General features: G+C 58.3%; 17 protein-coding genes and 1 tRNA gene. 8 read left to right on the plus strand and 10 right to left on the minus strand.

The window, feature by feature from the left end; translation table 11 throughout:
* The first annotated feature begins 1 nt into the window (after position 1).
* The 3 genes from F4V58_RS08590 to F4V58_RS08600 are packed head-to-tail and all read left to right on the plus strand — an operon-like array spanning position 2 to position 1,621.
* Positions 2 to 808 (plus strand): thymidylate synthase, encoded by an 807-nt coding sequence (locus tag F4V58_RS08590; RefSeq protein ID WP_075735117.1) that lies wholly within the window; start codon positions 2 to 4, stop codon positions 806 to 808.
* Entirely contained in the window at positions 808 to 1,344 is a 537-nt protein-coding gene (locus tag F4V58_RS08595; RefSeq protein ID WP_075735119.1) for a dihydrofolate reductase, read from the plus strand. Before F4V58_RS08590 ends, F4V58_RS08595 begins: the two co-directional genes overlap by 1 nt.
* Position 1,345: 1 nt before the next feature.
* Positions 1,346 to 1,621, plus strand: coding sequence for a glutaredoxin domain-containing protein (locus F4V58_RS08600; RefSeq protein ID WP_075735121.1), 276 nt, complete (start codon positions 1,346 to 1,348; stop codon positions 1,619 to 1,621).
* Between the two features lie 18 nt (positions 1,622 to 1,639).
* On the opposite strand, the gene F4V58_RS12550 is transcribed toward F4V58_RS08600, so the two are convergent.
* Positions 1,640 to 1,798, minus strand: coding sequence for a hypothetical protein (locus tag F4V58_RS12550; protein WP_157105775.1), 159 nt, complete (start codon positions 1,796 to 1,798; stop codon positions 1,640 to 1,642).
* 37 nt (positions 1,799 to 1,835) lie between these two features.
* Complete coding sequence (locus F4V58_RS08605) at positions 1,836 to 2,228, minus strand: hypothetical protein (RefSeq protein WP_075735123.1); 393 nt, start codon at positions 2,226 to 2,228, stop codon at positions 1,836 to 1,838.
* 512 nt (positions 2,229 to 2,740) lie between these two features.
* Here F4V58_RS08605 and F4V58_RS08615 point away from each other — a divergent pair.
* The 4 genes from F4V58_RS08615 to F4V58_RS08625 all read left to right on the plus strand — a co-directional run bounded on the left by F4V58_RS08615 (position 2,741) and on the right by F4V58_RS08625 (position 4,732).
* Positions 2,741 to 2,813 (plus strand) — tRNA-Arg (locus F4V58_RS08615).
* Positions 2,814 to 3,082: 269 nt separating this feature from the next.
* Positions 3,083 to 4,231: an ImmA/IrrE family metallo-endopeptidase gene (locus F4V58_RS08620; protein WP_075735127.1), complete on the plus strand. Its 1,149-nt coding sequence runs from the start codon at positions 3,083 to 3,085 to the stop codon at positions 4,229 to 4,231.
* Between the two features lie 3 nt (positions 4,232 to 4,234).
* Entirely contained in the window at positions 4,235 to 4,336 is a 102-nt protein-coding gene (locus F4V58_RS13135) for a DUF4411 family protein (RefSeq protein ID WP_245802977.1), read from the plus strand.
* 12 nt (positions 4,337 to 4,348) lie between these two features.
* Positions 4,349 to 4,732, plus strand: coding sequence for a DUF4411 family protein (locus F4V58_RS08625; RefSeq protein WP_245803062.1), 384 nt, complete (start codon positions 4,349 to 4,351; stop codon positions 4,730 to 4,732).
* A 104-nt stretch (positions 4,733 to 4,836) separates the two neighbouring features.
* Here the strand turns inward: F4V58_RS08625 and F4V58_RS08630 are convergent, their stop codons facing one another.
* Both F4V58_RS08630 and F4V58_RS08640 read right to left on the minus strand, forming a co-directional pair.
* Positions 4,837 to 5,499: a CAP domain-containing protein gene (locus tag F4V58_RS08630; RefSeq protein ID WP_075735129.1), complete on the minus strand. Its 663-nt coding sequence runs from the start codon at positions 5,497 to 5,499 to the stop codon at positions 4,837 to 4,839.
* 95 nt (positions 5,500 to 5,594) lie between these two features.
* Entirely contained in the window at positions 5,595 to 6,350 is a 756-nt protein-coding gene (locus F4V58_RS08640) for a sulfite exporter TauE/SafE family protein (protein ID WP_075735131.1), read from the minus strand.
* A 118-nt stretch (positions 6,351 to 6,468) separates the two neighbouring features.
* Between F4V58_RS08640 and F4V58_RS08645 the strand changes: the two genes are divergently transcribed.
* Positions 6,469 to 7,311 (plus strand): DUF1206 domain-containing protein, encoded by an 843-nt coding sequence (locus F4V58_RS08645; RefSeq protein ID WP_075735133.1) that lies wholly within the window; start codon positions 6,469 to 6,471, stop codon positions 7,309 to 7,311.
* On the opposite strand, the gene F4V58_RS08650 is transcribed toward F4V58_RS08645, so the two are convergent.
* The 6 genes from F4V58_RS08650 to F4V58_RS08675 form a co-directional block, all read right to left on the minus strand.
* Positions 7,269 to 8,210 (minus strand): serine hydrolase, encoded by a 942-nt coding sequence (locus tag F4V58_RS08650; RefSeq protein ID WP_075735135.1) that lies wholly within the window; start codon positions 8,208 to 8,210, stop codon positions 7,269 to 7,271. The genes F4V58_RS08645 and F4V58_RS08650 overlap by 43 nt on opposite strands.
* A gap of 54 nt (positions 8,211 to 8,264) precedes the next feature.
* A complete protein-coding gene (locus F4V58_RS08655; RefSeq protein ID WP_075735137.1) occupies positions 8,265 to 9,923 on the minus strand; it encodes a solute symporter family protein in 1,659 nt (552 codons plus the stop codon).
* A 3-nt stretch (positions 9,924 to 9,926) separates the two neighbouring features.
* Positions 9,927 to 10,271: a DUF485 domain-containing protein gene (locus tag F4V58_RS08660; RefSeq protein ID WP_075735139.1), complete on the minus strand. Its 345-nt coding sequence runs from the start codon at positions 10,269 to 10,271 to the stop codon at positions 9,927 to 9,929.
* 267 nt (positions 10,272 to 10,538) lie between these two features.
* The gene (locus tag F4V58_RS08665; RefSeq protein WP_075735141.1) at positions 10,539 to 11,396 is read right to left on the minus strand and encodes an aldo/keto reductase; all 858 of its coding nucleotides are present in this window, start codon (positions 11,394 to 11,396) and stop codon (positions 10,539 to 10,541) included.
* Between the two features lie 190 nt (positions 11,397 to 11,586).
* A complete protein-coding gene (locus F4V58_RS08670) occupies positions 11,587 to 11,943 on the minus strand; it encodes an FKBP-type peptidyl-prolyl cis-trans isomerase (protein ID WP_075735143.1) in 357 nt (118 codons plus the stop codon).
* Between the two features lie 142 nt (positions 11,944 to 12,085).
* Positions 12,086 to 13,378, minus strand: coding sequence for a citrate synthase (locus F4V58_RS08675; protein WP_075735145.1), 1,293 nt, complete (start codon positions 13,376 to 13,378; stop codon positions 12,086 to 12,088).
* Positions 13,379 to 13,534: the final 156 nt, after the last annotated feature.

A 13,534-nucleotide genomic window follows, 5' to 3' on the forward strand; every position in this document is an offset into this window, starting at 1 on the left:
CATGGCCACACAGATTGATACCCCCTACGAAGACCTTTTGCGCCGCGTCCTTGAAGAAGGAACCGCCAAAGGTGACCGCACCGGCACCGGCACGCGGTCCATCTTTGGCGCGCAGCTGCGCTATGACCTCTCCCAGTCCTTCCCGCTGCTGACCACCAAGAAGGTCTACTTCCACGGCGTCATTGGTGAGCTCCTGTGGTTTTTGCGCGGGGAGTCCAACGTCAAGTGGCTCCAGGACAACGGCGTGCGGATTTGGAATGAATGGGCGGACGCTGACGGCGAACTGGGCCCGGTCTACGGCGTGCAGTGGCGGTCCTGGCCCACCCCAGACGGGGCGCACATCGACCAAATCTCCGGCGCGCTAGAGATGCTGAAATCCGACCCGAATTCCCGCCGCAACCTGGTCTCCGCGTGGAACGTCTCCGAGCTAAACAACATGGCGCTAATGCCCTGCCACCTGCTGTTCCAGCTCTACGTCGCAGACGGCAAGCTGTCTATGCAGGTCTACCAGCGCTCCGCGGACATGTTCCTGGGCGTGCCCTTTAACCTGGCCTCCTACGCGGCGCTGACCCACATGTTCGCCCAGCAAGCGGGCCTGGAGGTAGGCGACCTCATCTGGACCGGCGGGGACTGCCACATCTACAACGACCACGTTTCACAGGTCCGGGAGCAACTCTCCCGCGAGCCGCGGCCCTACCCGCAACTGGATCTTCGCAAGGCGGCCGACCTCTTCTCCTACTCCTTCGATGATTTCCAGGTTGTGGGCTACGACCCCCACCCGGCTATCAAGGCGCAGGTCTCCGTCTAATGAAGGGCGCTATCTGGGCGCAGTCTGTGGACGGCGTCATTGGCAACGGCAAGGCCATGCCCTGGCACGTACCGGAAGACCTCGCGCACTTCAAGGAGGTCACCATGGGTTCGCCTGTGGTGATGGGCCGGCGCACGTGGGAGTCACTCCCGGCGCGCTTCCGCCCGCTGCCCGGCCGGGAGAACTTCGTGCTCTCCCGCAGCCAGCCCGGTGACTGGTCCGCCGGTGCCACGGTCATCTCCGACTTAGTAAACGCGCCTGTGCACGACGCCTGGGTCATTGGCGGCGGGCAGGTCTACGCCGCCACCTTGGGCCACGTTAACAGGTTGGAAATCACCGTCATGGACGCCAACGTGGCTAGCTTCTACGGCGAAGACGCCGTCTTTGCCCCCAACATCCCCCGCGGCTTTTCCCGCGTGCGCGAAACCGAATGGATGACCTCCACGGATGGCCACCTCATTTTGCCCGGGCGCGGCCCCAGCGAATTGCCGCTAAAATACAAGTTCCTCACCTACGAAAGAAAGGACGCCGCCTAACATGGCCGTTAAAACCCCAGAAACCTCCAGCCCCGTCACCGTCTTCTACGCCGAGTGGTGCCCATTCTGCACGCGCTTGCGCAAGGCCTTGAACCGCACGGACACCCCCTACGCGGAGGTCAACGTCGAAGAATCCGGCATGGATGAAGTCAACGAGTGGATCAAGTCTGTCAATGACGGCAACCGGATTGTCCCCACCGTCCTGTACTCCGACGGCACGTATGCCACTAACCCGCCGGCATCCGACGTCCGCCGCAAGCTCGAAGAGCTGAGCTAGCAGTCAGCCGGGCGGGTCCTAGAGGTCCTCGCCGAAAAGGGAAGCCATGTCCTTGGGCGAAAGCGTGCCCTCCACGCCATTGAGCCCGGCGAACCTAGCTTCGCTTAAGCCGTTAGTGGGACCTTCACAGCCCCATAACTCGGTGAGTGTTTCAACTACAAGATTAGAAAAATTCACCGTCGAAACCCTTACGGCTCTGCGAGAGCTAAAGAGACTAGACGTTAGCAGATTTTTCCTTCAGAATTTGACCGACTCTTCCATAAGTTATACCGAGCAGATAAGCGATATCTCGGTAATTATACCCACTACTAGCGAGCTGCTTAGCTTGCTTCGACATACGGGCAAGTTCGAGAGCTTCGCGCTTGCGGAGCTCTTTGAGTTGTTCACGAGTCTCTTGGGCTAGCTTCTCCACCTCCCCAACAATTTCAAGCCGTATTGTAGCGGTTTCCGGCGAATCCGTAAGCTCAGGGAAAAGGGTTAGCGCATCACGAATTTCTCCCTGAATTTGGTCGAGTCGACGCGCCTGGATGATGACCCCAGGATCTTCGACAAGCTGCGCCACCCACCATTTTTCCCCTCGCTCAACACTTGCAGTGAAGTTTTTCATGCCCTATTGCTCCATTCCGATTTGCTTGTAGATTATGCGGGCCATGAGATTATCGATTTCATTATGCCGACCCACCGTGGTGTAACGATCACCGACCCAGATGCGGGTGTGATTGCTATCTTCCTTGATCGTGAGGCTCCGGCCAGTACGTTTAGCATAGTCCGCAATATTTCTCAGAATTTCTTTTCGCGTTGTCACAAAACTAGTATAGCGCACTAAACAGTAGCAAGTATACCCCACTACACTAACCGGGGCGTACATCCCACCCCAAAAGCTTTCCCCTGGTAGGGACAGAATCGGTACCAGCTGCGTTAGTTCCCCGCCGGACACCGCATGATCAACCGCACCCAGACGAACATGTCCCAGGAATTCCACGCATCTCCTCCCCTACTCAAGAACTTGACCATTGACCTTTCCAATTTGGCCTTATCCCGCTTGGTACTGGTATTCTTATCGAACGTATCAAGACCACACGCGGCCGCCTGGCTGCGAGTACGCAGGTCACGGTGCATGCCCCAGTAGCTCAGGGGATAGAGCACGGCTCTCCTAAAGCCGGTGTCGAAGGTTCGAATCCTTTCTGGGGCACAAATTGTTTTCTACTGAAACCACAGACAGTTAACCCCTTCCAACTTGAACGTAGTTCTCTGTTGCGAAGGGGGTGCTACCTTTCCTAGGCCTGTTGCCCAGCGCCAAGTACAACACACAAACCAGCCCCGGTTCCCGGACTCACCTCGAGAAGATACGAAAACAGTCGAGACGCCACCTCCATAACCACAATCGATGCCTCCATCAGCACGCGCTGTTCGGTTAGAATGGAGCATCATCATCGAATACTGCAGGAAAGGAGTTCTCCGATGGCTCATGTTCGCGTCCCCATTAGCGGACCGATGGTCCAATGGGCTGTCGAGAGAACAGGCCACACCGCAGCCGAGCTAACTACTCAGGCTGGCTTCAAACAAGTCAACGCCTGGTTAGAGGAAAAACAGCATCCGACGTTCGAACAAGCAAAACGGCTAGCGAAGAAGGCTGGAATACCCTTTGGTTTTCTGTTCCTCCCCGAGCCCGTCGATCTAACGCCCGACCTCCCTGACTTTCGGACCAGAGCAAACAACCGAATCTCTAACATCAGTAGAGAACTTGAGGAGCAAATCGCTTTCTGCCAGCGTAGCCTTTCCTGGTATACGGACAACGCCACGGAGTTCGGAGGACTTCCCCCAGAACATCTTGGAAGCGCGACAGTTAAAAACGATCCACAGGCAGTCGCTGAACGCATGCGAGAAATAGTAGGTTGGGATTCCTCCGTGGCGACGCACGGGCGCACCCACGTCAATATGTTGGCGGATTGTTTGGAAAATTACGGGCTACTGGTGATGAAAGGCTCCGTGGTCGGCAACAAGACGAATGCAAAACTCGACACCGATGAATTCCGCGGATTCACCCTCATAGACCGTGGGCATGCACTCGTTTTCATCAACACCGCTGACGCAGCTACCGCCAATCTTTTCAGTTTGGCTCACGAATTTGGTCACGTCCTCCTGGGCCAGCAAGGCGTCAGCTCAGATAATGACCACCATCAGGTGGAACGATGGTGCAACCAGTTTGCGGCTACCCTGCTCTTGCCAGAAGCACTACTAGCGGATGCGCAATTCGAAAACCCCATAGATATCGAGTATCTGTCCAAAAAATCGAGGACTCTAGGTCCGAGCGTTGAGGCTATTGTTTGGCGTCTAGCGGCACTTGGGTTTCTGGAAGCAGACCGCGCCCGAGAACTCGTCAGGCGCTGGAACTCAGTGGTCAAGCCAAAAAAGGCTGATCTAAAAACCAGCGGTGGTCCCCGGCCCGCAGTAATGACAAGGTCACGTCTGGGGAGAAACTTCGTTGAGGCCCTTTCAGAGGCTTACGATGAGGGCACTCTATCCTACGCAGATGCCGTCCAATTCACCGGATACAAACGAGTTGCGGTTCTAGAGAAAGTACTGAACCTGGATGCAGGTGAGCGCTAGGTAATGACTCGCTACTTGCTGGACACCAACATAGTTATCAACGGGTTCAATTCCTACCCTCCGGATATTTTTCCCGGATACTGGCAACTACTCGAATACTTGTAATCGACGGAACGCCTGCTTCTCTGTCCAGCCGTTGCGAAAGAGTTCAGAGAGCGAGACGATGAAGTAGGCGCATGGGTGCAAGAGCATTTTCCACCAGATGCAATGCTTGCCGTGACCGAGGAAACTATTGCGTGTTATTCGAAGACAATCGCGTGGGCCATAGACCGAAAGGACCCTCCGTTCTCTACGATTGCGCTTTCCGACTACGCGAAGGATTCGAGGGCTGACGCGTGGCTAGTCGCGCACGCCGCAGAACACGGCCTCACCATTCTAACCAACGAAAAAGCGTCAGCACGAAAAACTAATGCGGTGAAAATCCCAGACGCGGCAGCCGCGCAGAGAGTCCAGTGCTTAAGTGCACTCGAACTTCTACGAGAGCACGGCCTTCGCTTTTAGCGGGAGCACCTGAAAGGCACCAGAGCTGGGACTTTGAGGGCACGTTCTGCTCGTTGCTTTCCGCGCCTGGTGCCTTCGCCAGTCTTCTTTTTTAGCTCTTCTTTTTAGCGCCGCCAGGCCGGCGCGGGGCCGGGGCGGTCGCTTAGGACGGCGGTGCCCACGTAGCCGTAGCGGTCCATCGAGGTGATGCCCATGCCGTAGTAGCGGTGGGACGGGTGCATCAGGGAGTCGTAGTGTCCGCGCTGGCCTGCGGGCTTGTACTTCTCGTTGAGCCACATGTCCACGAGCGCCTCCGGGTTGGGGCCGGCCGCCAGGTTTTCGCCCAGGTGCCAGTAGTAGTAACCGGACTTATTGTGACCGAAGTGGCCGGTGCGGGAAACGTGCTGGGACCCGCGGAGGGCCTCGGAGTACTTGACCTCGTCCCACTGCAGCGGGACGAGTCCCAGACGGCGGCGCTCGGCGTTAATCTTGTCTAGGGAGCGCACGGCAGCGCCCTTCAAGTCCGGGGTGCGCTGCGGGGCGGGTGCGGGCGCGGGAGCCCGGTTAGGCGCAGGAGCGGGAGCCGGAGCAGGCGCGGGTACCGGGGCCTGCTGGCCGGGGCTTAAGAGACTCAAGAGAACGCCTAAACCAATGCTGCTGAGCTGGTTGAGCGGATCCTGCGCGCCCTGTACCTGCTGGGCGGAGGCGGCCGGTGCGGCGGTGACGGTTCCGGTCAGAGCAACGGAGGTAGCGGCGAAGGCCTCAGCAATCTTCTTGGTTGAGCTCATGGTTTCTTCTTTCTGCTAGACACCAAAATCTTCCATTGGCTTTTCTATAGCCTCACCACTGCACTCAACCGCGAGAACCGGGGTCTAGGAAGATATCAGGCATACGTTCGAATGAGCGTGATGATGGCAATGACCACCAGCATGCCAGCGAAGGTTCGGGATAAGGTGCGCTCCGGCACACGCTCGGAGATGGGCTTTCCTAGAAGCGCGCCTGCCATGGACGCCACGGCGAACAGCCCCACGCTCAACCACGGCAGGCTCACTCCCCCGTCCAGGCGGGTGATGAGCGAGGCGATCGCAACTATCAACATGACCAGAACCGAGGTACCGGCGGCCTCGCGCATGGTGGTGTGGAAAATAAACAGCAGCGCGGGGACAATGATAAACCCGCCGCCCACGCCGAAGAAGCCGGTGAGCATGCCCGTGGCGGTGGATGCCAGGACCAGGACGGCGTAGTGCTTCGCGGGGCTGCGGTCCGGTGCGGGGGCGGTGTGCTTATCCTTTAGCGTCGCCACGCTGACGGCCAAGAGCAGGAGCGCGAAGGCCGTCATGAGGACGCGCTCGGAGACGAGGAAACTGGCACGCACGCCCAGCTGCGCGCCCACTAGGCCCAGCAATCCGAAGGCCGCACCCTCCCGCCACAAGATGGTGCCGGACTTCATGCGGGTTAAAAGCGCCACGAGCGAGCTTAGTCCCACCACAATAAGAGAGCCCGTGGACGCCTGCTGTGCACTAAGCCCCATGAGGATGGATAGTGCAGGAAGGGACAGGATACCGCCGCCCGCGCCCAGCGCGCCCACCACGACGCCAATGAGGGCACCGGCGATGAGGAACTCAGCTATCTCAAGCATGGGGCCTTTCGGGGAGCAGGGGCTGGGGATACGGGTTCCAAGTCTAACCAACGTGGGCAGGCTCGCGAGCGATAAGGAGAATTTAGGAATTAAAGGAGTGGTTTGAAACAATGGCCTGATGAATCTCTACTCCTTAGCTGACAACGTCAGTGGGCGGCTTGTCCGCCTGGCCCGGAAGGCTACGCAGTGGTCAAAGTGGCTGTCGGCAAAGGCGCACGAGATCGGGCCGCTGAAGTGGGTCGTTCGCGCCGGATTCGTGGTCGCGGGCGTGGTACACATCCTCATCGGCTGGCTGGCCATTGCCTCGGCGTTCGGGTCGAATGACCGCGCCTCCCAGCTGGGTGCGCTGGCCCAGATTTCCGAGACCCTGGCAGGCCGCGCCCTGCTTCTGGTCATGGCCGCTTGCGCCGGAGTGCTGGGCGTGTGGCGGGTGCTATTTAGCCCGCTGGAAAAAGGCTGGTTCGCCAAGCTGAAGATGGCCGCGAAGGGAATAGCGTTCCTCTACGTCGGCTGGACCAGCGCCACCTTCGCGCTGGGCCGCCACCTGGACGAGGACACCCAAGCCACCACCGTCACTGCCTGGGTACTCGGCGTCCCGGGAGGAAACCTGCTGATTGTGGTGGTGGGGCTGGTGGTAGTGGGCATCGGCGTGTATAGCTTCGTGAAGGGTGCCACCGGAAGGTTCATGAAAGACCTCGACGAGCACCCCGGTGCGGTCCTCAAGGCGGCGGCCGTGGTGGGGTACCTGGCGCGCGGCATAGCTTTCAGCGTGCTGGGCGGCCTGGTCATCTGGGCGGCGTTCACGGAAAACGCGGACCGGGCGTCGGGGCTGGACGCGGCGTTTAGCGTCATCGGCGCGCAGCCGCTGGGACAAAGCCTGCTGGTGATTCTGGGCGTGGGCTTTGCGCTCTACGGCCTCTACTCTGTGGCCCGCGCGCGGTTTACCGAGGAAGTGGACTGACTCGGCTGGGGCTCCAGCGTTACCCCCGGGCTCTCCAGCCGGAAGGGCTCATCCGGCTTGTTTTGCTTGCTGCGGGCGACATGCGCCTTGGAAGCGGCGCGGAGGTTGGCCACCGTGACCTCCTTCGCCACGAAATCCGTGAGCTCCTCTGCTGTGCCTTCGATGGCCGCGGCCACCACAAAGTTCCTACCGAAGGACACCGAGGCGTGCAGGTCCTTGTCATTCGACCAGCCCCACTTACTGCCCAAGACGTTGCTCAACGTGACCGTGCCGTAATTCTGCGGGTAGCCGTCTGCGGCGTAGGCGTCCGACTGAGCCATGGCCACCAGGACCGGGTGCAGGGGATCTTCTTTCAGGAGCTGGGAGATGAAACTCATCACGTCATAGGTGGAGGTCACCGAGAGCCCCCAGCGATCGGCTGCTCTAGTGGACTTAAGGCCATACTTGGCGGCGGTGGCACCAATGGACTCGGGGTAGGCCTCGAAGAGCGCTGCGGCGAGGTCGTCATTGGAGCTAGTAATCATCTCCACCGCCGAGTACTTGTCCTCAAGCTCCCCCTCATCCACCACGTAGGCGGCTATGTAGAGCTTGATAATGCTCAGCGCCGGCCGGGCTGTGTGCTCGTTGGCGGTGGCCATGCGCATGCCGTCGCTCAGCCTCATGTAGGACAGCTGCGCGCTGCCGTTAGACTCCACGAGTTCCACCGGTCCCTTGAGGTGCTCAGTTACCGCCGTGCGACCGGCGGGGACCTCCACCGTCAAAGTGGGAACGGCAGCAGTATTGACCACTCCGGTAGTCTCCGCTACTGGGTAGGACGAAGACGTAGAACAGCCCACCAGGAAAAGGGCGCAGGCCGCAGCCGGGGTCACACGCAAGAAAGATAGCACGCGGTTAATCATATAAAAATGTCACCGTACTTGTTAAAAGTACGGCGACATTAAGTAGTGGTGGTCTTAGTGATCGACAGGTGCTTCCACACCAACGCCGGTCAGGGAGCGAACTTCCATCTCATCCGCGAGGTGATCAAGGTTGTCCGGAGGCGTAATCAGGGAGACTACGTAGCCAACCAGGAATGCCAGCGGAATGGAGACAATGCCCGGGGAGTTCAACGGGAACAGGTGCCAGTCAGCATCTGGGAACATTGAGGTCGGGGCTCCGGAGACTGCCGGGGAGAAGAAGATCAGCAGCAGACAGGAGATAACGCCGGTGTAGATGGAGGCCACCGCGCCGTAGGTGTTGAAGCGGCGCCAGTACAGGGAGTACAGGATGGTAGGCAGGTTTGCCGATGCCGCGATAGCGAAGGCCAAGGACACCAGGAACGCCACGTTCTGGGTCATTGCCAGGATGCCCAGCACGATGGCCAGGATGCCCAAGATAACCACGGTGATGTGGGAAACGCGGACCTGCTCAGCCTCGGTGGACTGGCCGTTACGGATAACGGAGTGGTAGACATCGTGCGCAATGGAGGCAGAAGCGGTAATGGCCAGACCAGCCACCACGGCAAGAACGGTGGCAAAGGCCACTGCGGAGATAACCGCCATGAAGATGGAGCCACCCAGCTCGAGAGCCAGCAGCGGTGCGGCGGCGTTAGCGCCACCCGGTGCGGCCAGAATCCGGTCCGGGCCCACCAGTGCGGCTGCGCCGTAGCCCAGAACCAGGGTCATCAGGTAGAAAGCGCCAATGATAACGATTGCCCAGGTAACGGAGCGGCGGGCCTCAGTAGCGGTAGGAACGGTGTAGAAACGCATCAGCACGTGTGGCAAGCCACCGGTACCAAGCACCAGGGTCAGGGCCAGGGAGATGAAGTCAATCTTAGTGGTAAGGGTCTTACCAAACTTCAGGCCTGGCTCCATGATGGCCTGGGCTTCATAGCCCTTCTCCGCCAGGTGGGCGGAAGAGGCATGCATGCTAATGGCGGCGTCGAACAAGTCGCTGAAGCCGCCCTTGATGGAGATGAAGGTCAGGATGGACATGGCCAGAACGCCGGTCACCAGCAGAACTGCCTTAATCATCTGCACGTAGGTGGTGCCCTTCATGCCGCCAACCAAAACGTAGACGATCATGATGACGCCGACCACGCCAACCACTACTGCCTGCCAGAAGAAGTCGTGGATGTTCATCAGCACGGACACCAGGGAACCGGCACCGGCCATCTGAGCCACGAGGTAGAACAGCGACACGAACAGGGTTGCAATGGCGGCTGCCACGCGGACGGGCTTTTGCTTCAGGCGGAAAGACAACACGTCAGCCATGGTGAAGCGGCCCACGTTACGCAGTGGCTCAGCCACCAGCATGAGGGCTACCAGCCAGGCCACGAAGAAGCCGATGGAGTACAAGAAGCCGTCGTAGCCGTTGATGGCCACGGCGCCGACGATACCCAGGAAGGACGCGGCGGAGAGGTAGTCACCGGAGATAGCTAGGCCGTTTTGACGCCCGGAGAAGGCACCGCCGCCGGTGTAGAAGTCAGAGGCTTCCTTGGTGGTCTTGCCGGCACGCAAAACCACGGTCATGGTGACAACCAGGAAGACAATGAAGATTGAAATGTTGAGGATTGGGTTGCCGGTCTTGACAACCTCTTCCTGAGCAAGAGTAATGAGATTAACGTTGTTCATGTCCTAGCCCTCCAGCTGCTCACGGATAGCGGCCGATTGCGGCTCGATTTTCTTGTTGGCGTACTTCACGTAGAACCACGTAATGGCAAAGGTGGTAACAAACTGCAGCAGGCCAAACAGTAGGCCTACGTTAAATCCGCCGCCAATCTTGATGGCCATGAAGCCGGGAGCAAACACTGCGGCCAGAACGTAGATGAGATACCAGGACGCGAATGCCACCGTCATGGGGAATGAGAAGTTGCGGTAAGTTCCGCGAAGCTCCTGAAACTGCGCGCTTTCGCGCATTGCACTAAATTCTGCAGCCGTGGGTTCACGGCGAACCCTAGGCTGCGGGACTTTACTAGCCATTAAAAATCTCCTTTGGGGAAAGCTGCCATCCCCGCCCGGAGGTGAGGATCACAATTGTAGTGCCCTCTAAGTTACCCTGCTCACATCGAAATTTTGTAGTGATCGCCGTTTAAAACTGGGATCTGATACCTTCACTACCCCCATCACCCCCTTTTAGTGGGATTTCCAGCCCATCCGCACTACCCCCAAACGGCGCGCGTTGGGCCGAAACCGAGCAAGCCCCGCCACCTGCAGGCCAGGTGCCGGGGCGATAGCCGGAACCGCCGCTTAGACGTCCGGGAAGCGCCGTGGATCCGGGAACATACGGCCGAAACCCTTCCGGGTGTCTAGGGCGTCAATGCGCGCCATGTGCTCATCATTCAACTCGACGTTGACCGATTCCAGGTTTTCTTTCAAGCGCTCCGGTTGCGAAGTCTTAGGAATGACCGAAATCCCGTGGTTGAGCAGGTGGCGGAGAACCACTTGGCCCGCAGTGGCCCCAACCTCTGCAGCGATATCCTGGATATCGGGGTTGCCCAAGACCACCCCGCGGGCAAGCGGGGACCACGCTTCAGTGACAACATCGTGGTCCGCGTGGAACTTGCGCAGCTCCGCCTGGGTGAAACCGGGGTGCAGCTCCACCTGGTTGAGTACCGGGGTTATCCCCACCTTCGTAATGAGGTCTTCGAGAGTTTCTTCATAAAAGTTGGCCACACCGATGGAGGCAATCTGGCCCATGCCCTGCAACTTAGCCATCTGCTCGAAGGTTTCCACGTACCGCCCGCCCTGCGGGTACGGCCAGTGGATGAGGTAGAGGTCCAGATAATCCAAGCCCAGCTTTCCCATGGATTCCTGGAAGGCCTGAGTGGTTCCCTCCTCACCGTGGTGGGTGTGCCAGACCTTGGTGGTCACAAAAACCTCATCGCGGTCCACGTCACCGGCTGCAAAAGCATCTGTGAGAGCCTTTCCCACCGCCTCCTCATTGTCATAGAGCGTGGCGGTATCAAATTTGCGGTAGCCAAGCTCAATGGCCTCGCGAACCGCGCGCTCGCACTCCTTGCCCTGCATCTTGTACGTGCCAAGGCCAAGTAAGGGCATTTCTCGATCATCGTTGAAGGTAACGGAAGGAACCGCAAAATTAGTCATAGCCCCATTGTGCCCAAAATCGGGCTACACCGCTACGCAGTACCCCGTTTCCCCCTTGGTGCGGTGAATCTGAACCACCATGCCCGGAAGGCGGCGGGCCGGGTAAGCCGTCAGCCGGATGGGGGTAGACAAAAGCCCCGGATTCCCTGCCGGGAAACCGGGGCTTTTAAAAACGCGCTTATTTAAAAAACTAGGCGCGAATGAGGTCAATCACAAAAACCAATGTGCGGCCAGCAAGTGGATGGCTTCCACCCACCGGACCGTACGCTTTTTCCGGGGGAATGGTCAGCTGGCGGCGGCCGCCAACCTTCATACCCGGAATGCCCTCTTGCCAACCAGCGATGAGGCCGGACAGCGGGAACTCAATGGCTTGGCCACGGTCCCACGAGGAATCAAATTCCTGATTTGTCTCATAGTCAGCGCCAACGTAATGAACCTCAACTACACCGCCCTGCTGGGCTTTCGCACCGTCACCAACGATGATGTCTTCGATGACAAGATCGGTCGGAGCCGGGCCAGATTGCGCTTCAATAACAGGCTTTTCCATGGGATAATCTCCTTGGGAGTTAGATAACAAAAAGCGGTTTTCCGTCCAGATGGCCTACACCCGAAGCGTAGACCAGGGCAAAGAAAACCGCACTGCCACCCATTATAGGGCAATCAGTGCGGTTTTACACTATCGAACGAATTTATCGCTCGCTGCGAGGTACCACATTACGTTGGGTCTCACCGGTGTAAATCTGGCGAGGACGGTTGATCTTGGTGTTGATTTCTAGCTGCTCACGGTACTGAGCAATCCAGCCGGGAAGGCGGCCGATGGCAAACAAGGCGGTGAAGAATTCCGTCGGGAAGCCCATGGCGCGGTAGATGAGGCCGGTGTAGAAGTCCACGTTCGGATACAGCTTGCGGGATACGAAGTAGTCGTCCTCCAGCGCAATCTTTTCCAGCTCCATGGCCAAGTCAAGCATTGGGTCACCGCCCAGATGCTCAAGGATCTCATGGGCGGTCTCCTTGACAATGGCCGCGCGTGGGTCGTAGTTCTTGTACACGCGGTGGCCGAAGCCCATCAGGCGGACGCCCTTTTCCTTGTTCTTCACGCGGTTCATGAAGTCGGTAGCGTCACCCCCGTTGTTGGTCTGGATGTCATCCAACATCTCCAGCACAGCCTGGTTAGCGCCGCCGTGCAGCGGGCCGGAAAGGGCGTTAATGCCGCCGGCGACGGCAACGAACATGTTTGCCTGGGCGGAACCAATCATGCGCACGGTGGAGGTGGAGCAGTTCTGCTCGTGGTCAGCGTGGAGAATCAGCAGCTTGTCCAGAGCCTTAGCAACTACCGGGTCAACCTCATAGTCCTCGGTTGGGTAACCGAACATCATGCGCAGGAAGTTCTCACGCGCGTTGAGGGAGTTGTCTGGGTACATATAAGGCTTACCGCGGGAAGCACGGTAGGCGTAGGCTGCCAACATTGGCACCTTGGCCAGCAGGCGAACGGTAGCGCGGTCAAGTTGCGCCTCATCCAGAGGATCTAGCTGATCCTGGTAGTAAGTGGACAAAATGTTGACCGAGGATGCCAGCACTGCCATGGGGTGCGCGTCGCGCGGGAAGATGGAGAACTGCGACTTGAAATCCTCATCCAACAGCGTGTGGTGGCGGATTTCATCATTGAAGGCCGAAAGTTCTTCTTGGTTAGGTAGGTGACCCTTGATGAGGAGGTAAGACACCTCATTGAAGGTGGCGTTGTTTGCCAGGTCAGCGATGTCATATCCGCGGTGGCGGAGGATGCCTTCCTCACCGTTGATGAAAGTCAGCTTGGACTCGGTAGAACCAGTGGATGCATATCCGGGGTCAAAAGTGACCAGACCGGTTTCGTTGCGGAGCTTGGAGATATCAAAACCGGAGTCACCTTCGGTGGATTGCTTGATGTCCATCTCATACTCCCCACCTGGGTAATGGAGTACGACCTTGTTTTCTTCTGAAGCCACGAGTTAATCCTTTCTAGACAATTGTTGTCACCAAACGATTGCGGGTTACACTGTTGCAACTTATGCGCGAACGCCGGGTAACTCTGCTCCCACCTTACCATTAATTGTGATAAGTCATACAGAAAACCAAAAACGTGAGAACTTAAACTATTTCTA

It is taken from the genome of Corynebacterium phocae (assembly GCF_008693075.1).
Classification (GTDB): domain Bacteria; phylum Actinomycetota; class Actinomycetes; order Mycobacteriales; family Mycobacteriaceae; genus Corynebacterium; species Corynebacterium phocae.